Below are 21,376 nucleotides of genomic sequence, written 5' to 3'. Positions count from 1 at the left end.
GCCCGTGGACGTATCGTTCCGCTCCGCGACGATCTCGCGATGGACACCGCTCACCGTATGGAGGCACCGGACATGACGACCGGCACACCCGCGCCCTTCACCGCCGCCGACTACAAGGCCCGGATGGACCGTGCCGCGCAGTCGGCCGCCGACGCCGGGCTCGCCGGAGTGCTCGTCGCACCCGGCCCCGACCTGGTCTGGCTCACCGGATACCACGTGACCGCAGAGACCGAGCGGCTCACCCTGCTGGTCCTGTCCGCGGGCCAGGAGCCCACGCTCGTCGTGCCGACCCTGGAGGCGCCCGACGCCGCCCGGTCCGCAGGCGCCGCCGCGATGACCCTGCGGGACTGGACCGACGGCAAGGACCCCTACGAGGTGACGGCCCCGCTGCTGGACGGCGCGGGCCGCTTCGGCGTCAGCGACAACGCCTGGGCCATGCACCTGCTCGGGCTGCAGAAGACGCTGCCCGACAGCTCCTACGTGTCCCTCACCGAGGCCCTGCCGATGCTGCGCGCCGTCAAGGACGCCGCCGAGCTGGAGCGGCTCGCCGCGGCCGGCGCCGCCGCCGACGCGACGTACGAGGAGATCAAGAAGGTCGCCTTCGCGGGGCGCAAGGAGAACGACATCGCGCGTGAACTGTCCGACCTGCTCAAGCGGTTCGGGCACTCGCAGGTCGACTTCACGGTCGTAGGCTCCGGTCCCAACGGCGCCAACCCGCACCACGAGGCGGGCGAGCGCGTCATCGAGCGCGGCGACATGGTCGTCCTCGACTTCGGCGGCCTCAAGCACGGCTACGGCTCCGACACCAGCCGCACCATCCACGTCGGCGAGCCCACCGCCGAGGAGCGCGAGGTCCACGACATCGTGCGCGCCGCGCAGAGCGCCGCCTGCGAGGCCGTAAGGCCCGGCATCGCCTGCCAGGACGTCGACCGCGTCGCCCGCAAGGTCATCACCGACGCCGGGTACGGCGAGTACTTCATCCACCGCACCGGCCACGGCATCGGCGTCACCACGCACGAACCCCCGTACATGATCGAGGGCGAGGAGCAGGAGCTCGTGCCCGGCATGTGCTTCTCCGTCGAACCCGGCATCTACCTGCCGGGCCGCTTCGGTGTGCGCATCGAGGACATCGTCACCGTCACCCCGGACGGCGGCCGGCGCCTCAACGCCACCGCGCGGGACATGGCGATCGTGGACTGATCCGCCGTGCCGCCGACCCCGCACCCCACCGACGAGACGGTGCGCCGCGTCCTGAGGAGCCTGCTCCCGGACCGTGGCGCCACCGCCGAGGTACGGCCTGTCGAAGCGCCCGGCGCCGGTGGCGCGGGGGTGATCTCCTGGTGGGTCGGGGACCGGCACGTGCTGCGGTTCGCCCTCGACACGCGGGCCGGACAGTGGTTGCGGCGCGAGGTGCGGCTGCGCGACCTCGTCCGCCCGCACCTGCCGCTCGCGCTGCCGGCCGGCGTCGCGGCGGGGGAGTGGGCGCCCGGGCTCGTCTGCGTCGTCGAGACGCGGGTCCCGGGCGAGCCGGCCCGGATCCAGGACGTCACCGCGCTCGGCGAGGAGGACCTCGCCGGACTGCTCACGGGGCTGCGCGCGGTCCCCGTCGAACGGGCCGTGCCGCTGGGCGTGCCCACGGTCGCGCCGCGGTCCCTGGAGAACGTGCGCCGGGAGGCCGGGGCGGCGGCCCAACGGCTCGACGAACAGGGGGAGTTCGACGCGGCGCGGCTGCGGCAGTTCACGGCGCGGGCCGTGGCCCAGCTCGGCCCGCAGTCCGGCGCGGCGCTCATCCACCACGGGCTCACGGAGGAGCGCTTGCGGGTGTCCGCGGACGGGCACGTGCGCGGGGTCCTCGGGTGGGGTGACGCGGTGATCGGCGACGTGGCCGAGGACATCGCCGGGCTGGTCGTCTCCGTGGGAGCACGGGCCGCGGTGAGGGCGGCGACCCTCGCCGGGTGCGGGGCGCGGATCTGCCTGCGGGGACTGTGGCTCGGGCGCTGTGACGCACTGGTGGGGCTGGACGCGGGGGCGGAGACGGGGCGTTGGGGCCGCGGGGTCGAACGGGCCTGGGAACCCATCCTCCTGGAGCTGGTCTCGGAGTGACCCGAGGTTTCCCGCCCACTCGCCGTGGCCCCTCGGCCGGATGCCGACCACCGGCCGGTGGGGGCCGTTCGCGCCCCGCGGCGGAGCCGCTCAGGGACACGGCCCCGCGCCCCTGAAACGCAGGCGCTGCGCGCCGCATTTCCCCGATCAAGATGCGGGGCGCCTTTCATCTGAGGAAGGCGCGGCGAAGCCGCATGCCTTCCAGGGGCGCGGGGAACTGCGCGACCAGCCCCCACCGGGCCGCACTCGCCGACGAACGGACGGAGCTACGGCGCCTCGGCGATCACGCACGAATGAGGCGGCACCGTCAGGACTCCCTCCGCGCCGACACCCTCCACCCGCTCCCACGCGGCCAGCACGCGCGCAACGGGCCGACCCAGCGGGATCGACACCGGCACCTCGGACAGGTTCACCGCCACCCGCACGTCCCCCCGCCGGTAGGCGATCCACCGGCCCCCCTCGTCGAAGGCCACCCGTACCGCCGCGAGATCCGGGTCCCGCAGATCCGCCCGCTCCCGCCGCAGCGCGATGAGCTCCCGGTACCAGGCGAGCATGCGCGCGTGCTCGCCGGCCGGCCGCTCGGACCGGTCCAGACACGACCGCTCCCGCGTCGCCGGATCCTGCGGATCGGGAACGTCCGCCTCCGCCCAGCCGTGCGCCGCGAACTCCCGCCGCCGCCCCTTGCGCACCGCGTCCGCGAGCGCCGGGTCCGTGTGGTCCGTGAAGTACTGCCAGGGCGTGCTCGCCGCCCACTCCTCGCCCATGAACAGCATCGGCGTGGCGGGGCCCGTGAGCACGAGCGCCGCCGCGCACGCCAGCAGCCCGGGCCCGGCGAGCGCGGAGAGCCGCTCGCCCCGCGCCCGGTTGCCGATCTGGTCGTGGGTCTGGGTCGCGGCGACGAGCCGGTGCGCGGGCATCCGGGCCCGGTCGACCGGGCGCCCGTGGTGCCGCCCGCGGAACGCCGAGTACGTGCCGTCGTGGAAGAAGCCGTGCGTCAGCGTCTTCGCCAGGGCCGCCATCGGAGCCCGCGCGAAGTCCTCGTAGTAGCCCTGCCGTTCGCCCGTGACGGCGGCGTGCACGGCGTGGTGGACGTCGTCGTTCCACTGCCCGTGCAGCCCGAGCCCGCCCTCCTCGCGCGGGGTGACGAGCCGCGGGTCGGCCAGGTCGGACTCGCCGATCAGGAACAGCGGGCGGCCGAGCTCCTCGGCGAGCGCGTCCACGGCCGCCGACAGCTCCTCCAGGAACGAGAGCGCCCGCCGGTCCCGCAGTTCGTGCACCGCGTCCAGGCGCAGTCCGTCGAGCCGGTAGTCGCGCAGCCAGGCCAGTGCGCTGCCGACGAAGTAGTCCCGCACCTCGTCGGAGCCGGGCGCGTCCAGGTTCACCGCGTCGCCCCACGGGGTCCGCGCGGTGTCCGTGAAGTACGGGCCGAACGCCCCCAGATGGTTCCCCGACGGGCCCAGGTGGTTGTGCACCACGTCGAGGACGACACCGAGTCCGAGCTCGTGCGCCGAGTCGACAAAGCGCTTCAGCGCCTCGGGCCCGCCGTACGGCTCGTGCACCGCCCACGGGGCGACCCCGTCGTACCCCCAGCCGTGCCGCCCGGGCATCGGGCACAGCGGCATCAGCTCGATGTGCGTCACGCCCAGTTCGGCCAGCTCGCCCAGGTGCGCGGCGGCCGCGTCGAGCGTGCCCTCCCGCGTGTACGTGCCGATGTGCAGCTCGTACAGGACGGCGCCGGGCAGCCCCTGACCGGCCCCGTCCGTGCGCCACGCGTAGAGGTCGTGGTCGACCACCGCGCTCAGCCCGTCCGGGCCGTCCGGCTGGCGGCGCGAGCGCGGGTCGGGCAGCACCGGGCCGTCGTCGAGCGCGAACCCGTACCGCGCGCCGTCCGCCGCCTGAGCCTCGCCCGCCCACCAGCCGTCTCTGCCGGCCGCCCGCGTCAACGCGCGCGTGGCGCCCTCGCAGTGCAGCGTGACCCGCTCGGCCTGTGGTGCCCACACCTCGAACTGCACGGAGCGTTCTCCTCGCGATCAGACGGTGACGAGGTGTCCATCGTGCGCCAGGAATGATCCTCACGGGGTGGATTCGCCCGGGCCCGGCGCGGAATCGTCCGGGTCCGGACACGGCCCGTCTCGTTTTCTGGACACTCCGGCCTCCGCTGCCCGACAATCGCGGTGTGACGTCATCGTTCGAACACCACACGCACCCGGCGCGGCTCTCCGACGCCGAGCGGGACCGTGCGCTGAAGGTGCTCAAGGACGGTGTCGCGCTCGGGAGGCTCTCCCACGACACCTTCGTGCGCCGGATGGAGCTGGCCCTGGCCGCCCGCCGCCCCGACGAACTGGACGCGCTCACCGCCGACCTGCGCACCGAGGGCCGCTGGACCCGGGCCGTGGTCGGGGCCGTCGGCGCGGTCTCCGGGTTCACGGTGCGGATGCGCCGGGCCTGGACCGTGGAGCGGCTGCCGAAGCTGATGCTGCCGCGGCAGGGCGACCCGTACCCGCTGCGCATCGGCCGCGACCCGGCCAACCGGCTGCGGCTCAGCCACGAGTCGGTCTCCCGGGTGCACGCCGAGCTGACCTCGCAGGGCGGCCTGTGGGTGCTGCGCGACCTCGGCTCCACGAACGGCACGTCGGTCAACGGCCGGCGGGTCGTCGGCGCCGCCGTCGTCCGGGACGGGGACCAGGTCGCGTTCGGCCACATGTCGTTCCGGCTGTCCGCCGACTGACGCGCCACGCCGTCCCGTTCGGGGGACACGGCCGCGTGTCCGGTGGGGCGCGCCCGCCCGCGCGGTCAGGGATGCACCGCGGGCCCCCGCCCGCGCGTACTCCCGAACGCGAGGAACGGTGACACCCCATGGTCAAGGCCACGCTCACGACGGCGCGCCGCGCCCTGGCGGCCGCGGCGGCCGCGGCCGCCCTGCTCGGCACGACCGCCGCCGGCGCCCAGGCGGCGCCGCCGGACGCCCCGCCCACCGACACCGGGAACTGGGTGCGGGTCACCGTCATGCAGGGCGACGGCCCGACCGGCGCCACCAGCAGCGCCCTGCTCGACTGCACCGCCGAACGCGGCGACCACCCGCACACCGAGCGGGCCTGCGCCGAACTCGCCGAGGCCGCCGGTGACGTGGACCGGCTGCGCGCCGACGAGGACGCCATGTGCCCGATGGTCTACAAGCCGCTCACCGCGTACGCGCACGGCATGTGGAACGGCCGGCGCGTCGCCTACGCCCGCAACTTCGCCAGCGACTGCGTCCTGTACGCCTCCACCGGTTCCCTCTTCCGCCTCGCCGACTGACGCACGGCCGGCCGGGGGCGGCTCAGACGTCGCCCTCGGTGCGCGCGTGCCGCACCGCCGCGATCGTCGTCCGCGCCTGGTGCTCCACCTGGTGGGCCAGCGGCACCCAGCGCGCCCCGAACCGCTCGGCGTACCCCTCGCACCAGTCCGTGACGAGGGCGTCGAGCCGGGGCGCCGCCTCGTCATCCGCCTCCTCGAGGACTCGCAGCAGCATCGCGGCGGCCCGCAGCGGAAGCCGCCGCGCGAACGCGTCGATGCTCCCGACGTACGCCATCGTCGCGTCCGGCGGCGGGGGCTGCGCCCAGTCCCGCGCGAGGCCCGGCACCAGGGCCAGCGCCCAGCGCGCCGCCCGCAGCAGCGGGCTCCCGGTGTCGGGCAGCCGCGGCAGCGCCTGCGCGAGCACCGCCTCCACCCGCCGGGTGTCCTGGCTCAGCCGCTGCGACAGGCGGCGCATCGCGTGCTCCGGCGCCGGGTGCGGGGCCGGGTCGTCGACCAGGTCGCTGGCCCACATCGGCACCTCGACGATCGCCGTCGAGCCGCCGTAGCGGTGGGCGTGGTGCCAGGTGGAGTGCCGGGCGTCGTCCGGCAGGCTCGGGAACGCGGCCCGCGCGTCCGGCGCCGGCATCACGTGCACACCGGGACCCGAGGCCGGCCAGCCCGCCGCGTCGGACGCGCCCGTCTCCACCGGTATGTGCAGCTCCGCCGCCGACTTCGCGAACGGCTCGGCGAGACCGGGGATGTCCCGGGTCAACTGCACCCAGCTGCCGCCGAGTTCGGTGCCGTGCAGCGACACCTGGAGGTAGGGGCGCAGCTCGTCGATGATCCCGGTCAGTGCCCGTGTCTCGGGCGGCAGCCGGTCCGGGGGCAGCACCGAGGGGGACCACTCCGGCTGCTCCTCGCCCGCGGGCCGGAAGAAGTGCCGGTGGTACTCGAGCAGTGTGCGCGGAGCCGGAGTGCGGTGCAGGGCCGCACCGTCCGGGTCCGCGCACAGGAGGAAGTGCCAGGACCGGTCCTCGCGCAACGATCTGTCCACCAGGGCGCGCCGGGCGAGGTGCAGCGCCGTGGCGCCGCCCGTCGGCTCGTTCGCGTGCGCGCCCGCGACGATCAGCACGGTGCGCGGATCGTGCCCGACGGACAGCAGGTGCAGTGGGCGGCCCGCCCGGGACGTGCCGATCCGCCGCAGGCGGCAGAGGTCGGGCCGGTGAGCCGTCAGCTCCCTTGCCGACCGGGCCAGTTCGGCCGAGTTGGGGTACCGCTGCTCCGTCAGGTGACTCACCCCCGTTGGTGCTCCCGCGTCAGCAATCCGCAGTACCCCACGCCCGGCCGCCGGTGTCAAGAAGGCCGGTCGCTTCCTTCACCGCTGGTGCGGTCCGCGTCCGGCGAGGGTGAGGAAGGTCTCGCCCACGGCCTCGGACAGGGTGGGGTGGGCGTGGACGGGGTGGGCCCGGTCGGCGTGTGCACCGCCCCGGCGCACAGGGTCACCGGGGCCGTCGGCGAGGACTGCGTCGTGCTCACCGTCGACCCGCCCCGGCGCCGCCCCTGGCCGTGTCCGCCCGCGTCGAGCCGACCGGCGCCGCCGCACGGTTCGTGGACCCGCTGCGCGCCGCGTGGCCGTACCGGGGACGGGGCCGGCTCACCCGTCCGGCCCGCCGGGGGCTGCGCCGGGCCGGACCCGGTGGTCCGCTGAGGGCATTCGCGCGCCGCCCCGTGCGCGCCCGGCCCTGGGGGTGACCCGGTGCTGTGCCCCACCGGACCGGACGCGAGCGCGCCCGGAGCCCCCGCGCGGACCGCGCCCCGCCCGCCGAGCCTCACGGACCCGGCGGTGGCCCGCGACCCGTACCCCCTGTACCGCCGCCTGCGTGACACACACCCTCTCGTGTACGACGAGCCGTTCGGCGCCTGGCTGCTGAGCCGCCATGCCGATGTGACCTCCGCCCTCACGGACCCCCGCCTCGTGCCTCTCGGGCCGGGTGGCGCGGGCCCGTACCCGCGCGGCCACGACGAGCCCCTCGGCGCCGGGCACGCCGGCAGCGGCCCGCTCCCGCCGGCCGACGCGTCACCGGGCGGGGCCGGTGACCGCCACGCGCGCGTGCCGGACGCGTCCTTCGGTACCGCAGGCACGGGCGCCGACTCCGCTCGGCGCGGCGGTTCGCCCGGACCGTGCGGCGTGGGTCCGTACGCGCGCGTGCACGACGAGCTCCTCGCCGCCGGGCCCATGGGCGGCGGCCCGCTCCCGGCGTGTCCGTCAGAGGACCGTGATCCGTACGCACCCCCGCCGGACGAGCGGCCCGGCCGGGGCCCGTCCGGCGGCGGGACCGACCTGGGGCACGTGGATCCCGCGGCGGCCACCGGTGCCCCGTACGCGTGGCCCCGACCGGCCCACGGGCACCGGCACGACCCGCGCCTCACCCCCGGTCACCCCGAGGACGTCCCCCGCGCCGCACGCCGCGCCCTGCTCTCCCCGGCGCTCCAGGACCGGGCCCTGGCCGCCCTCGCCGCCGGCGCCGAGCGCACCGCGCATGTCCTGGCCCGGCGCCTGGCCCGCCGTCAGGAGGCCGATCTCGTCGCCGAGTTCTGCCGCTGGCTGCCCGCGGCCACCGTCGTCGCCGCGCTCGGCCTGCCCCACGAGACCACCGCGCACATCACCGCGCGGCACCGCACCGCACTCGGCACCGCCGCCCTGCACACCCTGCTGCGCCCCCACGCAGTGCGCCGCCGCGCGCACCCCGGCACCGACCTGCTGTCCGTCCTGTGCGCCGCCCCCGACGACGACGGACCCCTGTCCGACACCGCCGTCACCGGGCTCGTCGCCGTGCTGCTCGGCGCGGGCGGCCAGGCGACCGACGGGGCCCTGGCCGCGCTCCTGGCGAACCTCCTCGACCACCCCGCCCAACTGGACCTCGTACGGGCCGACCCGGAACTCGCCGACGCCGCCTGGACCGAGTCCCTGCGCCGCGACCCCGCCGCGCACATCGTGCTGCGCCGCGCCCTCGCGCCGGTCCCGGCGGAAGGCGGCACGATACCGGCGGGGGCCACCGTCGCCTGTCTGGCCGGCGCGGCGGGCCGGGACGCCGCGCGGTTCGCCGACCCCGACCGCTACGACCTGTTCCGCACCCCCGCCGACCCCGGGCCCGCCTGCCTCGGCGCCCGCCTCGCCCGGCTCACCGCGCGGACGGGACTGCACGCCCTGCTGTCCACCTTCCCGCACCTGCGCTGGGCCCCGGGCTTCCGTCCCACCCCCGAGGGCCTCCTCACCCGGGCCCCGTCCTCCCTCCGGGTCCACCTCGGCTGAGCGTCACACCCGGACCAGCAGCGCCACCGGCCGGTCCGCGAACAGTTCCGCCGCACGCGCGTGCCCCGAGAACCTCCGCTCCGGGCCCAGGAGTTCGGCCCAGGTGCCGTCCGGGAGGGGAAGCGCCGTGTCCTGCCAGCCGCCCGCGTCCGCGAGCCGCAGCGACAGCCGGGTGACCGCCACGGCCACCCGGCCCGCTCGCGTGAAGCCCACACAGTGCTCAGCGCCCGGCCCCCGCGCCGTCAGCGGCTCGTACGCGCCCTTGCCGCCGAACCACTCCGGGTGCTCCCGGCGCAGCGCGAGCACGGTCCGGGTGAGCGACTCCTTCTCCGCCGAGAGGCCGTCCCCGTCCTCCTCGCCCGCGTCCCCGAACGTGGCCGGCGCCCGGTTGTCCGGGTCGACCAGGGCGCGGTACTCCCGCTCGGTGCCCTGGTACAGGTCGGGGACGCCCGGCATCGTGAGGTGGACGAGGGCCGCGCCCAGCACGTTCGCCCGTACGTGGGGCCGCAGTTCCGCCATGAGGCGCAGCACCGCCTCGCCCGGCGGACCGCACGGGCCCGCCGCGACGAACGCCCGCAGCGCCTCCTCGTACACCGCGTCCTGTTCCGTCCAGGTTGTGTCCAGACCCGCCTCGCGCGCGTGCTTGAGCATCGCCTCCTGGACGCGCTCCGGATCGGCGGGACCCAGCCCCGCCACCGTCTGCCACGCGGCCCACGCCGCCCCGGGCCCCGGGCGCGCGGGGTCGTCGTGCGCGGTCCGCGCCGTGACCTCGTCGACCAGTGCCGCCCACCGGTCCGGGCACTGCGAGAGCACCGACACGGCGGCCCGCACGTCGGCGCTGCGCTTCGTGTCGTGCGTCGACAGCACCGTCGACGCGTCGGGCCACGCGCGCAGCATCCGCGTGCAGTACGCGTGGAAGCGGTTCACGGTCACCGCCGGAGCGGCCGGCTCGCCGCCCACCTCCAGGGCCGAGAGCAGCGGCGTGTACCGGTAGAACGCGGAGTCCTCCACCGACTTCGCCCGCAGCGCCGCCGCCGTCTGCGCGAACCGGTCGCGGAACGCCGTGTGCGCCGGGTCCCGCCCGTGCCGCCCCAGCGCCAACTCCCGTACGGCGTCGACCGCGCGGGCCTCCTCCGGGACCGTGAACGCAGCCTTGGCCGCGGTCGCGTCGGCCGGCGTCAGCACCGTCTCGGGGGCGTCGCCGCCGGACGCGTAGGGCCGGTAGACGGGGACGCGGACGAGGAGTTCGCGCACCGCCGTGCGCAGCGCCCACACGGCGTGATCACGCAGCGCCGGGTCCGCCGCGCACAGGGCGGCCGCCTCGCGCACCAGCCGCTCCACCTCGGCGGCCAGCTCGTACGTGACCACGTGCCGTGCCGCCCGCCGCACCGTCGGCGCCCAGCGCCCGCCGAGGTCGTCCGGCGCGCCCGTGAAGCGCCGGAAGTGACCGTCCAGGGCCTCCGCGCCCCCGGGGTCCGTGAACAGGCCGTCGATCCGCCGCAGCGCGTCGTAGCCCGTCGTGCCGGCCACCGGCCACGCCGAGGGCAGCTCCTCGCCGTCCGCGAGGATCTTCTCCACGACCGTCCAGTGACCGGACGCCGCCTCCGACAGGCGGCGCAGATAGCCGCCCGGATCGGCGAGCCCGTCCGGATGGTCCACCCGGAGCCCGTCGACGACTCCCTCCACCATCAGGCGCAGCACCGTCGCGTGGGTCGCCGCGAACACCTCCGGGTCCTCCACGCGCACGGCGATCAGGTCCGAGATGGTGAAGAAGCGCCGGTAGTTCAGCTCCGCGCGGGCCAGGCGCCACCAGGCGAGCCGGTACCACTGCGCCTCCAGGAGGCGCGGCAGCGGCAGCCCGCGCGTGCCCTCCCGCAGCGGGAACACGTGCTCGTGATAGCGCAGCACGTCCCCGTCCACCCACAGGTCCGCCAGCGCGTCCCGCAGCGGGGTCCCCAGCACCGGCAGCATGATCCGGCCGCCCTGCGCCGCCCAGTCGACGTCGAACCAGCGCGCGTACGGCGACGCGGGCCCCTCCCGGAGCACCTCCATGAGCGGCCTGTTGTGCCGCACGGACGCCGCCATGTGGTTCGGCACGATGTCCACCACCAGGCCGAGCCCGTGCTCGTGCGCCCGCGCGGCGAGCGCCCGCAGCCCCTCCTCGCCGCCCAGCTCCGCCCGCACCCGGCCGTGGTCGACCACGTCGTAGCCGTGCGTCGAGCCGGGCACCGCCTCCAGGACCGGCGACAGGTGCAGATGCGAGACCCCGAGCCCGGCCAGCCACGGCACCGCCTCCGCCGCGGCCGCGAACCCGAAGGCGGGCTGGAGCTGGAGCCGGTACGTGGCGGTCGGGACCTGGGCGCGCTGAGGGGTCATGCGAAGCTACGTACCCGCGCGGGCGCGTTTCGTGTCATTCCCCCATGCGTGCGGGCGAACGGCGGTCGTTAACGTCGGACGATGACCGGCCCCAGCACCCAGAAGACCGGCCCCGACACCCCGACGACCGGCACCGCCACCGACACCCCGACGACCGCCACCGAGGAGTCCGGCCCGAGCCGCCCGCCGGAGGGTACCGAGACCGGGCGCCCCCTCGACACGTACCGGCAGGTGCTCGCCGCGACCGGCCGGCTGCTGCCGCTCGTGTCCTTCCTCGGCCGGCTCCCGGTCGCGGTGATCCAGTTCGGCAGCGTCCTCCTGGTGACCCGCACCAGCGGCTCGCTGGCCACCGGCGGCACCGTCGCCTGCGCCCTCGCGCTCGGCCAGGTCGCCCTCGGCCCGCTCGTCGGACGGCTCGCCGACCGGCACGGCCAGCGGCCCGTCGTCCTCGTCGCCTCCTTGCTCAACGCCCTCGCGATCGCCGGCTACACCCTGGGCGCGCTCCAGCACCTCGCCACGCCGCTCCTCGTCGTGCTCGCCGTCCTCGCGGGCGCCACGGTCCCCGGCATCGGGCCGCTCGCCCGCGCGCGCGGGGTCGCGCTCGTGCGCCGCGCGGGCGGCGGAGAGCGGACGGTGGACGCCGTGCTGTCCCTGGAGTCGACGGCGGACGAGGTGTCCTTCGTCCTCGGCCCCGCCCTGATCGGCGTCGCCGCCGTCCTCGCCCACCCCGCCTACGCGTTCGGGGCCGCCGCCCTGCTGGTCGCGGTCTGCGGCACCTGGTTCGCCCTGCACCCGACGGCGACCGCCGTCCCCCGCGCCGACCGCCCCGCCGAAGCCGCACGCGCGCGCGGCGCACGTCCCCGCATGCCGCGTCAGGTGCACCTCGTACGGCTCGGACTCGTCCTCCTGGGCGTGCTGCTCGGCGGACTCGGCGCCGGGATCACCGCGCTCACCCAGGAACTCGGGGCCGAGGACCAAGCCGGGCTCGTCTACGCCGCGATGGGCGTCATGAGCGCCGTCGTCGGCCTGTCCATGGCCGCCGTGCCCCCACGCTTCGCCCTGCCGCTGCGCTGGCGCGTCGCCACGGCGGGCGCCGCCCTCCTGTCGCTCCCGCTGATCGCGACCCACACCCTGCCGCTCCTCTACGTCTTCGTGACGCTGTTCGGCGCCCTGTTCGCCCCGAACCTCATCACCGCGTTCGCTCTCACCGAGCGGGCCGTGCCGCGCGCACGGCTCGCCGAGGGCATGACGGTCGCCGCGAGCGCCTTCGTCGGCGGCCAGGCCGTCACCCTCGCCGCCGCCGGTCGCCTCGCCCAGACGTACGGCCCGGCGGCCGCGTTCACCGTGGGCAGCCTCGCCGCCGCCCTCGCCTTCCTCGTCGCCCTGCGGGTACGGACGTTGCCGCCCGATCTCCCCGAAATCGACGGAACCACACCGGAGTTGGACCCCTCTTACCGGACGACCATGTGAGGCCGGGACCGCCCGGGGCGGCCCGGCGGGGAACCGGGGAAGCAGGGGGAAGATGTGCGCGCGCTAGCAAGACGCCATCTGGGCAAGCTGGTGACAGGGGTGGCCCTCGCGGTCGCCGGAGCCGCCGTGGCGGTGGGCGTGAGCCTGCCCGACGACGCCGGGGCCGCGGGGGACGCGGCCAAGGCCGCGGCGGCCGAGCGGGACGCGGTGGCTCCCGAGGGCACGGTCGAGGCCGCGCCGGAGGAGGGGGAGAAGGGCGTCGGACGCGATCCGCTCACCGACGCCGAGATCGACCGGGCGGAGCGGCTCGCGGTGGCGAGCAGCAATCTGCGCAGGAACGCCCTGGACGTCGAGGGCGACCGGGGCCCGGAGCGCCTGTCGACGAACCTGACGGAGACCGACCCGCGCCTGAGCGGCGCGGCCGCGGCCCAGCGCCGCGCGGACGTCGTCTACTACGACTACAAGAGCGACGCGGTCGTCACCAAGACCGTCAATCTCGACACCGGCAAGGTCGAGGACACCAGCACGGACCACGGAGTGCAGCCGCCGCCCGGCAAGGACGAACTGACCGAGGCGGCCCAGCTGTTGATCGGCGACCGGCTCGGCGCCGGCCTGCGGGCCGACTACAAGGACGCCACCGGCAAGAAGCTCACCGGGCCGGACCAGCTGGAGCTCAGCGGCATGGTCTTCCGCAAGGGCACGGTCGCGAACGTGCCGGCGGACCTCGCCGCGTGCGGCACGCACCGCTGCCTGCGCGTCATCACCAAGGTCAAGAGCGGCCCGTGGATCGACACGCGCGCCCTCGTCGTCGACCTCAGCGACCGCACGGTCGGCCGTCTCTCCTGAGCCGGGCCGTCACGGCCCTCCTTCGACCTCCGACTTCTTCTCCTGCACGAGGGAGCACTTCCGCATGCCCGAGACACCCACCAGGACGTCCACCGGCCGCGAGCCGCGCAGACGCCGCGCGTTCGCCCTGACCGGCCTCGCCGTCACCGCCCTGCTCGGCGGGCTCGCCACGAGCCCCGGCGCCCAGGCCGCCCCCGCCGCCCCGCAGCGGGCCGCGGCGGCCGACGCGCCCGCCTGCTCGGCCGCGTACCGCATCGAGCAGACCCTCGACGGCGGCACCACCTGGCGCATGTGCTGGCACTACAACACGCTGGCCGGGCTCGTCCTCGACGACGTCAGCTACCAGCCCAAGGGCGAGGCCGCGCCGATCAAGGTCCTCACCAGCGCCCGCCTCGCCCAGGTCCACGTCCCCTACGACGACGGCCAGGCCGAGTACGACGACATCACCGGCACCGACTTCGGCCAGGCCTTGCAGAACCTGCGGCCCGCCGAGTGCCCCGGCGGCACCATCAAGACCGTCAAGGTCCCCGACACCGGCGACGTGAAGGGCTTGTGCGCCACCACACGTGCGCGCGGGCACGCGTACCGGCTCAGCGACGACGAGTCGACCGGCGGCAGCGGCAAGCTCTACAGCGCCCAGGGCAAGGACCTGCTCCTGTACACGGTCAACAAGGCGTCCTGGTACGAGTACATCACCGAGTGGCGCTTCTCCTCCGACGGCACCATCACCTCCAACGTCGGCGCGACGGGCAGCCTCTCCCCGTACGACTACGACGGCACCGACGGCAAGGGCTGGCCCATCGGCAAGGGCGCCACCGCCTACGCGGAGAGCCACAGCCACAACGTGTTCTGGCGGCTCAACTTCGGCCTGGACGGCTCGCCCAAGGCCAAGGTCGAGCAGTACGACTCCAAGGTGACCGCGCCGCGCGGCGCCGGCTCGCCCACCACGAAGACGACCCGGACCCCCGTCACCAAGGAACTCGCGGGTGACGTCAAGGACATGCGCTGGTGGCGCGTCGTCTCCAAGGCCGGCAAGAACAAGGACGGGCACCCCCGCTCCTACGAGTTCGTCCCCGGCCGCTCCAGCCGCTTCCCCGGACGCTCCTTCACCAAGCACGACGTGTACTTCACCGAGTACAAGAAGTGCGAGCAGTACGCGAGCGACAACCCCTCGGCGCACTGCGGCGGGACGAGCGTGGACAAGTGGGTCGGCGGCGAGACGCTGACCCACCCGATCACGTGGGTCAACATAGGGTTCCACCACATCGCCCGGGACGAGGACCAGCAGCCCATGCCGGTCCACTGGCAGGGCTTCTCGCTGGCCCCCAGGGACGTGACCGCTATGAATCCGCTCACGCCCGCCGACCTGGCGGGGCAGAACGGGGTTCCCGGAAACGGCAGTTGAGAAACTGACGCCCGCATCGGGCTGCACCGCCGCCCGCTCCCGGAGTACCCTTCCTTGATCGTTGCCGAGGGGAAGGCGCGAAACGGCTCGGGGGCGGAAGGCGGTGCGGAGCGGGTGAGCTCGGGAGGGCTGGAGCTGCCCCCAGGCGACGAGGGTCACGAGGGCCAGGACGGCCAGGGGGCGGCCTCCGCGGACATCCCGCCCGGAGCGGTGTCGCTGGCCCGGCCCATGGACGTGGGCTCGCAGATCGGACCCGAACTGGACTGGGGCACCGAGGCCTGGCGCGAGGTGCGCACGCGCGCGCAGCGCGCCGGCCGCGCCTACATCTGGCTGAACCTGGTGGAGCAGCGGCTGCGCGCCGTCGTCGCCGCCGTCCTGCGGCCCGTCTACGAGCCCGTGCACGGCGACGACTGGGTGGTCGCCGCCGCCGGGCCCGCCGGGCAGGAGTGGGTGCAGCGGGCGGTCGCCGTGCGCGAGGTCAGCCGCCGCAAGGGCTACCTCCTCGACCCGGCGGACGACAACGTGCTGTCGTTCCTGACCCTTCCGCAGCTGCGGGAGCTGATGGTCCAGCACTGGCCGTGCTTCGAGCCGTACTTCGACGACCGGCGCGACGTCGAGCTCGCCCTCGACGAGCTGGAGGTCACGCGCAACGTGGTCTCCCGCAACCGCGCCCTGTCCGAGGCCGTCCTCGCCCAGGCCGAGCGGGCCTCCGCGCGCCTGCTGGAGATACTCGGCGCCGGGTCGGACGTGCCGTCCGCCCGCAGACTGCCCGTGGACGCCGTAGAGGACCTCGTCGGCGACCGGTACGCGGACGTGGTCGCCGTCCACTCGGACCGGGTGCGGCTGCTGCGCCAGTTCCCCGCCGAGGACCTGTTCGGCGGGGCCCGCCGCCTCGACGCCATCGGCATAGGGCTCAACCTGCTGGTGCAGAACTTCTCCGGCCGCCGCCTGATCCGGCTCGCCGAGTCCGGCTGCCGCGTCCGGCTGCTCTTCCTCAACCCGGCCTCCAGTGCGGTCAAACGCCGCGAAAGGGAACTGGGACTCAAAAGGGGCGAGTTGAGCCGCGCCGTCGAGATGAACATCCTGCACATGCGGCGCGTGCGGGCCCGGCTGCGCGACCCCGGGGCCTTCGAGATCCAGGTCTTCGACGAGACCCCGCGCTTCACCGCGTACCTCGTCGACGGGGACGGCTCGGACGGGGTCGCCGTCGTGCAGACCTATCTGCGGCGCGCCCGCGGCATGGAGGCGCCGGTGCTCGTGCTGCGCGGCGGGGGCCGCGTGGTCCGCTCGGGCCGTTCCCCCGACACCGGGGAGAACGGACTCTTCGTGACGTACCGCGACGAATTCGAGCAGGCCTGGGCGGACGCGCGGCCGGTCTCGTAGATCCCGCGGGAACGGGGTGCCGGGCCGATTGTCAGTGGCCCGTGCGAAGGTGGTGGCCACTGGGGGAACGCACCACGAGAAGGGGGCTGCCATGGGCTGGCACCGGGAGCTGCTGATCGGCTTCGACCTGGAGACGACGGGGACGGATCCGCGCGAGGCGCGCATCGTCACCGGCGCGGTCATCGAGGTCAGGGACGGCGCGGTGCTCGGGCACCGCCAGTGGCTCGCGGACCCGGGCGTCCCCATCCCCGCCGACGCGGTCGCCGTGCACGGCATCAGCGACGAGCGGGCGAGAGCCGAGGGCGAGCCGGCGGACCGGGTCGCCGACGCGATCGCCGAGGTCCTCGTCGGGTACTGGCGCACGGGCGTCCCGGTGGTGGCGTACAACGCGACGTTCGACCTGACCCTGCTCTCCGCCGAGCTGGCCCGGTACGGACTGCCCTCGCTGCGCGAGCGGCTCGGCTTCGACCCGGCCCCGGTCGTCGACCCGTACACGATCGACCGCAGCGTGGACCGCTACCGCAGGGGCAAGCGGAACCTGGAGGCGGTCTGCACGGAGTACGGCGTCACGCTCGACGCCGCGCACGATGCCTCGGCCGACGCGCTGGCCGCGGCCCGGCTGGCCCGCGCGATAGGCGAGCGCCACGCGAAGGTCGCCGCCCTCGGCCCCGCCGAACTGCACCGCCGTCAGGTGGACTGGTACGCGGACTGGGCGACGGACTTCCAGGCCTTCCTGAGAAGCAAGGGTGACGAGACGGCGACGGTGGACACGGTGTGGCCCATACGCGAGCCGGCCGCCGACCCCAGCGTCGTCTGAGCGCCGGTCCGGCTGATCCAGCCCGTCCGGCGTTTGAGGACCGGGGTCCGGGGCGGAGCCCCGTGCCCACGGCGGGAGAGCCGACCCTAGAACGGATACCACCGCACGGCCGGATCCCCGTCCCGCAAAGACGCCACCCTCCGCCGGAACTCGGCCAGCGCCTTGGGGTTGCTCGGCGCGTGCTGGGCGACCCACGCACAGGACGCGGTCTCCCGGGCCCCCCGCAGCACGGCGCACCCCTCCCACTCCCGCACATCCCACCCGTACGCCCCGACGAACGCGTCGTAGGCCGCCGCGGGCACCCCGTACCGGTCCCGGGACAGCGCCATCACGACGAGGTCGTGCTCCCGCAGGTCGCAGGAGAACGTCTCCAGGTCGACGAGCACCGGCCCGTCCGGCCCGATGTGCACGTTGCGGGGCAGGGCGTCCCCGTGGATCGGCCCGGGGGCGAGGTGCGGGGTGAGCGCGGCCGCGGCGGAGGCGAACCCGTCCCGCCGCTCCCGCAGATAGTCCGCGTCGGCCGGATCGATCGCGTCCCCGGCAAGGCGCAGCCACCGCTCGACGCCGCCCAGCAACTCCCGCCGCGGCAGGGTGATGCCGGTGGGCGCGGGCAGCGCGTGCACCCGCTGCAGCAGTTCGGCCAGATCGCGCGGCTCGGCGGGCCGCACCGCGTCGGGGATGCGGTGCCACACGGTCACCGGGTGCCCGTCGACCACGAGCACGTCGTCGTTCGCGGCGCGCACCGCGGGCACCCCGTGCTCGGCCAGGTAGCCGGCGATCGCCACCTCGCGGCGCGCCCGGTCGAGCAGTTCGGTCCCGCCCGTGGCGCTGTCCCGGCCCACCTTGACGACGAGGTCCCCGGCGGCGAACACCGCGTTCTCCCCGAGGGCGAGCAGCCGGGCGCCGGATGCCGGTCCGTCCACCACACCCGCGCGCGCCAGCACGTCCCGTGCCTGTGCCTCGTCCATCATGAGCCTCCCGCGCTTCCTGCCTGAGCCACGGGCTCAGTCTCGCACTCGTCCGAATGTCTTGACGTGGCAGGACGGGGTCACGACCATGACAGAGCCATGACATGGGCCGCCGGGGCGGCCGGAAGCCGCACGTGCCGTCCGAACGCCCGAACCGGCCCGAAGGAGTCGCACCGGTGACCACGGCGACCACAGTGAAGCGACCCGCGACGGACCGCCCGGCCCGTGCGCCCCGCGGCGCCGGACCCCCGGGCGACCGCGGTGCCTGGTTCCTCGTACTGCCCGCGCTGCTGCCCATCCTCGTCCTGAGCGTCGGCCCCCTCCTGTACGGGATCGGCCTCTCGCTCACCGACGCCCAGTCGGGCCGCACCGAGCCCACCCGGTGGGTCGGCGCCCTCAACTTCAGCGACCTGTTGCACGACACCCTGTTCTGGGACTCGTTCCGCATCGGCCTGCTGTGGGCCGTCGGCGTCACCGTGCCGCAGTTCCTGCTCGCGCTCGGCCTGGCCCTCCTGCTCAACCAGAACCTCCGCTTCCGCTGGCTGGCGCGGGCCCTCGCGATCGTCCCCTGGGCGATGCCGGAGGTCGTCGTCGGCATCATGTGGCGGCTCGTCTACCACCCCGACGCGGGCGTCCTCAACCAGACGCTGGCGGACCTCGGCCTCGGCGACGGCCGGGACTGGCTGACCGGGCTCGCCACCGCGCTGCCCGCCGTCATCGTCGTCGGCATCTGGGCGGGCATGCCGCAGACCACCGTCGCCCTGCTCGCCGGGCTCCAGAACACCCCGCGCGAGCTGCACGAGGCGGCCGCCATGGACGGGGCCGGCGCATGGCGCCGCTTCCGCACGGTGACCTGGCCCGCTATCCGCCCGGTGGCCCTCGCCGTCACCGCGCTCAACTTCATCTGGAACTTCAACTCCTTCGCCCTCGTCTACGTCCTGACCAACGGCGGCCCCGGCGGCCGCACCCGCCTGCCGATGCTGTTCGCGTACGAAGAGGCCTTCCGCTACGGCCAGTTCGGCTACGCGGCGGCGATGGGCTGCGTCATGGTCGCAGTGATCTCCGTGCTCCTCGCCCTCTATCTCGTGGGCCGGCTGAAGGGAGCCGACGAGCAGTGATGCGGACCTCGAAGCCCGCCCGCGCGGGCCAGTACCTCGCGCTCCTCGCCTATCTGGTCTTCCTGGCCTTCCCGTTCCTGTGGCTGGTCTCCACCGCGTTCAAACCGCCGCGCGAACTCGCGAGCCTGCACCCCACCTGGATCCCGAAGGACCCCACCCTCGACAACTTCCGGCAGGCCTTCGACGAGCAGCCACTGCTGCGCGCCGCCGGGAACTCGCTGCTCGTGGCCGTGTCGGCCGCCGTCATCGCCGTCGTCATCGCGACCCCGATGGCCTATGTGATGGCCCGGCACCGCTCGTTCCTGTCGCGGGCGGCGACCGGCTGGGTCGTGGTCAGCCAGGCGTTCCCCTTCGTCCTGGTGATCATCCCGCTGTTCCTGATCCTGAAGAACCTGCACCTGATCAACGCGCTGCCCGGCCTGATCATGGTCTACGTCGTATGGGCGCTGCCTTTCGCGCTCTGGATGCTCGTCGGCTACGTACGGGCCGTGCCGCGCGAGATGGAGGAGGCGGCGGCCGTCGACGGCGCGGGCCGGCTGCGGATCCTCGTCTCCGTGACGGCGCCGCTGCTGACGCCGGGCATCGTCGCGACGGGCCTGTTCGCGTTCGTGACGGCGTGGAACGAGTTCTTCTTCGCGCTGGTCCTGATGAAGTCGCCCGAGAGGCAGACCCTGCCGGTGATCCTCACCCACTTCCTGGGCGCCGAGGGCGTCGCCGACCTCGGGCCGCTCGCCGCCGCCGCGTTCCTCGCGACCCTGCCGTCCCTGCTGATCTTCTCCGTGATCCAGCGGCGGATCACCGGCGGCCTGCTGGCGGGGGCGGTGAAGTGATGCCCCGTCGTGTCACCGGGCTCCGGACGACGCTGACCGCGCTCGCCGCGTCCCTGACCCTGCTCCTCGCCGGCTGCACCGGCGACTCGGGCGACGGGGCGGACGGGAGCGGCCGGATCACCCTCGAGTTCCAGTCGCTGGCCTGGCAGAAGGAGTCCGTCGACGCCAACAGGCAGCTCGTCGCGGAGTGGAACGAGCTGCACCCCGACATCCGCGTGAAGTACGTCCAGGGCAGCTGGGACAGCGTCCACGACCAGCTCCTCACCTCCTTCGAGGGCGGCGAGGCGCCCGACATCATCCACGACGCCTCCGACGACCTTGCCGACTTCGCGTACGGCGGCCACCTTGCCGACCTGCGCCCGTACCTTCCCGCCCGGCTGAAGTCCGACATCCCCGAGCGCAGTTGGGAGACGGCGACCTTCGGGGACGGCGTGTACGGCGTCCCGTTCCTCCAGGAGCCGCGCGTCCTCGTCGCGAACGCGAAGCTGCTGAAGGAGTCCGGGGTCCGGGTGCCGACGCCCGCGCACCCGTGGACCTGGGACGAGTTCCGCGCGGTCACCCGCAAGCTCAGCGGCAAGGGCCGCTACGGGGTGGCCTGGCCGCTCAAGGAACCCGTGTCGGCGACCCTGAACCTGTCCCTCTCGGCGGGCGGCCGGCTGTTCCACCGCGGGGCCGACGGCAAGGTCACCGTCCGCTTCGGGGCCGCCGACGCGGTCGTGCCGCGGACGGTGCACGACCAGGTGAACACCGACCGCAGCGCCTCCGGCACGACCCTCGGCATGGGCGGCTCCGACACCCTGCCCGGCTTCTTCGCCGGGAAGTACGCGATGGTCCCGCTCGGCTTCTCCTACCGCCAGCAGATCGCGCAGCAGGCGCCGAAGGGCTTCGACTGGCAGGTGCTGCCCGCACCGGCCGGGGCCGACGGGCTCGCCCAGGGCGTCAGCCCGCAGACCCTGTCGGTCGCCGAGGACAGCCCGCACAAGAAGGAGGCCGCACGGTTCATCGACTTCCTGCTGCGGCCGCCGAACATGGTGCGGCTCGCGCGCGGCGACTGGATGCTGCCCACGGGCGCCGAGGCCCTGAAGGACCCGGCGCTGCGCACCGCGAAGGACGACTGGGCGGTCGGCACGGCCCTCGCCGCGCACCTGAGTCCGGCGCCGGCCCAGTCGGTGCGGGGCTATCCGGAGTGGAAGGACAAGGTGGCCACCCCCGCGCTCCAGGAGTACTACAGCGGCGCGATCGGCCTCGGCGAACTGCGCCGCCGCCTGGTCGACGACGGGAACCTGGTCCTGGCGCGGTACCAGCGGTAGCCGCCGCCGGGGGAGGCACGGAATCCGCTCGGTCGGATAACGCTCGGGTAACGGCGGATCTCCTTGCAGCTCTCCTGGATCCGGTTGCCCCGTACGACCGTTACCCCTCGGTAAAGGTTGTACACCGAGCATCTTGAATCTTGCTGAAACCGCTTCCTAGC

Annotated in this window: 17 protein-coding genes; 13 read left to right on the top strand and 4 right to left on the bottom strand. The window is 74.7% G+C overall.

The genetic code is table 11. The features are described from left to right. Positions 1–72: 72 nt before the first annotated feature. Positions 73–1,200 carry an aminopeptidase P family protein gene (locus tag ACFW9D_RS00710; protein WP_384616542.1) on the top strand — a complete coding sequence of 376 codons (1,128 nt, stop codon included), beginning with the start codon at positions 73–75 and terminating at the stop codon, positions 1,198–1,200. A 6-nt stretch (positions 1,201–1,206) separates the two neighbouring features. Further along, positions 1,207–2,103 carry an aminoglycoside phosphotransferase family protein gene (locus tag ACFW9D_RS00705; protein ID WP_384616475.1) on the top strand — a complete coding sequence of 299 codons (897 nt, stop codon included), beginning with the start codon at positions 1,207–1,209 and terminating at the stop codon, positions 2,101–2,103. Positions 2,104–2,369: 266 nt separating this feature from the next. Here the strand turns inward: ACFW9D_RS00705 and treZ are convergent, their stop codons facing one another. After that, complete coding sequence (treZ, locus tag ACFW9D_RS00700) at positions 2,370–4,115, bottom strand: malto-oligosyltrehalose trehalohydrolase (protein ID WP_384616474.1); 1,746 nt, start codon at positions 4,113–4,115, stop codon at positions 2,370–2,372. A 164-nt stretch (positions 4,116–4,279) separates the two neighbouring features. Between treZ and ACFW9D_RS00695 the strand changes: the two genes are divergently transcribed. Together ACFW9D_RS00695 and ACFW9D_RS00690 are read left to right on the top strand one after the other, a co-directional pair. Further along, the gene (locus ACFW9D_RS00695) at positions 4,280–4,831 is read left to right on the top strand and encodes an FHA domain-containing protein (RefSeq protein ID WP_188336309.1); all 552 of its coding nucleotides are present in this window, start codon (positions 4,280–4,282) and stop codon (positions 4,829–4,831) included. 128 nt (positions 4,832–4,959) lie between these two features. Beyond that, positions 4,960–5,400, top strand: a complete 441-nt coding sequence (locus tag ACFW9D_RS00690; RefSeq protein WP_188336308.1) for an SSI family serine proteinase inhibitor — start codon at positions 4,960–4,962, stop codon at positions 5,398–5,400. Positions 5,401–5,422: 22 nt separating this feature from the next. On the opposite strand, the gene ACFW9D_RS00685 is transcribed toward ACFW9D_RS00690, so the two are convergent. Next, positions 5,423–6,676: a M14 family zinc carboxypeptidase gene (locus tag ACFW9D_RS00685; RefSeq protein WP_384616473.1), complete on the bottom strand. Its 1,254-nt coding sequence runs from the start codon at positions 6,674–6,676 to the stop codon at positions 5,423–5,425. A 600-nt stretch (positions 6,677–7,276) separates the two neighbouring features. Between ACFW9D_RS00685 and ACFW9D_RS00680 the strand changes: the two genes are divergently transcribed. Further along, positions 7,277–8,692, top strand: coding sequence for a cytochrome P450 (locus ACFW9D_RS00680; protein ID WP_384616471.1), 1,416 nt, complete (start codon positions 7,277–7,279; stop codon positions 8,690–8,692). A gap of 3 nt (positions 8,693–8,695) precedes the next feature. Here ACFW9D_RS00680 and treY read toward each other — a convergent pair whose 3' ends face one another. After that, positions 8,696–11,068: a malto-oligosyltrehalose synthase gene (treY, locus tag ACFW9D_RS00675; protein ID WP_384616469.1), complete on the bottom strand. Its 2,373-nt coding sequence runs from the start codon at positions 11,066–11,068 to the stop codon at positions 8,696–8,698. 81 nt (positions 11,069–11,149) lie between these two features. Between treY and ACFW9D_RS00670 the strand changes: the two genes are divergently transcribed. From ACFW9D_RS00670 to ACFW9D_RS00650, 5 genes are all read left to right on the top strand, one after another. Beyond that, positions 11,150–12,538: an MFS transporter gene (locus ACFW9D_RS00670; RefSeq protein WP_384616467.1), complete on the top strand. Its 1,389-nt coding sequence runs from the start codon at positions 11,150–11,152 to the stop codon at positions 12,536–12,538. 54 nt (positions 12,539–12,592) lie between these two features. Next, positions 12,593–13,384, top strand: coding sequence for a Tat pathway signal sequence domain protein (locus ACFW9D_RS00665; RefSeq protein ID WP_384616465.1), 792 nt, complete (start codon positions 12,593–12,595; stop codon positions 13,382–13,384). A gap of 64 nt (positions 13,385–13,448) precedes the next feature. Beyond that, positions 13,449–14,789: a copper amine oxidase gene (locus ACFW9D_RS00660; protein ID WP_384616463.1), complete on the top strand. Its 1,341-nt coding sequence runs from the start codon at positions 13,449–13,451 to the stop codon at positions 14,787–14,789. Between the two features lie 114 nt (positions 14,790–14,903). Beyond that, the gene (locus ACFW9D_RS00655; RefSeq protein ID WP_188336302.1) at positions 14,904–16,172 is read left to right on the top strand and encodes an SAV2148 family HEPN domain-containing protein; all 1,269 of its coding nucleotides are present in this window, start codon (positions 14,904–14,906) and stop codon (positions 16,170–16,172) included. 91 nt (positions 16,173–16,263) lie between these two features. Beyond that, a complete protein-coding gene (locus ACFW9D_RS00650) occupies positions 16,264–16,989 on the top strand; it encodes a 3'-5' exonuclease (protein ID WP_384616462.1) in 726 nt (241 codons plus the stop codon). Between the two features lie 86 nt (positions 16,990–17,075). Here ACFW9D_RS00650 and ACFW9D_RS00645 read toward each other — a convergent pair whose 3' ends face one another. Further along, a complete protein-coding gene (locus tag ACFW9D_RS00645; RefSeq protein ID WP_384616540.1) occupies positions 17,076–17,957 on the bottom strand; it encodes a phosphotransferase enzyme family protein in 882 nt (293 codons plus the stop codon). A 176-nt stretch (positions 17,958–18,133) separates the two neighbouring features. Between ACFW9D_RS00645 and ACFW9D_RS00640 the strand changes: the two genes are divergently transcribed. Genes ACFW9D_RS00640 through ACFW9D_RS00630 form a run of 3 tightly spaced genes read left to right on the top strand, consistent with a single transcriptional unit; the run spans position 18,134 to position 21,215 of the window. Beyond that, a complete protein-coding gene (locus tag ACFW9D_RS00640) occupies positions 18,134–19,075 on the top strand; it encodes a carbohydrate ABC transporter permease (RefSeq protein WP_384616460.1) in 942 nt (313 codons plus the stop codon). Beyond that, entirely contained in the window at positions 19,075–19,905 is an 831-nt protein-coding gene (locus tag ACFW9D_RS00635) for a carbohydrate ABC transporter permease (protein ID WP_188336299.1), read from the top strand. The genes ACFW9D_RS00640 and ACFW9D_RS00635 overlap by 1 nt, the downstream gene beginning before the upstream one ends. Further along, positions 19,905–21,215 carry an ABC transporter substrate-binding protein gene (locus ACFW9D_RS00630; protein ID WP_384616459.1) on the top strand — a complete coding sequence of 437 codons (1,311 nt, stop codon included), beginning with the start codon at positions 19,905–19,907 and terminating at the stop codon, positions 21,213–21,215. Before ACFW9D_RS00635 ends, ACFW9D_RS00630 begins: the two co-directional genes overlap by 1 nt. The last annotated feature ends 161 nt before the right edge of the window (positions 21,216–21,376 follow it).

The sequence above is a fragment of the Streptomyces sp. NPDC059524 genome, from assembly GCF_042749255.1.
GTDB classification, from domain to species: Bacteria; Actinomycetota; Actinomycetes; order Streptomycetales; family Streptomycetaceae; genus Streptomyces; species Streptomyces xanthii.
This window is presented reverse-complemented; position numbering and strand designations above follow the sequence as displayed.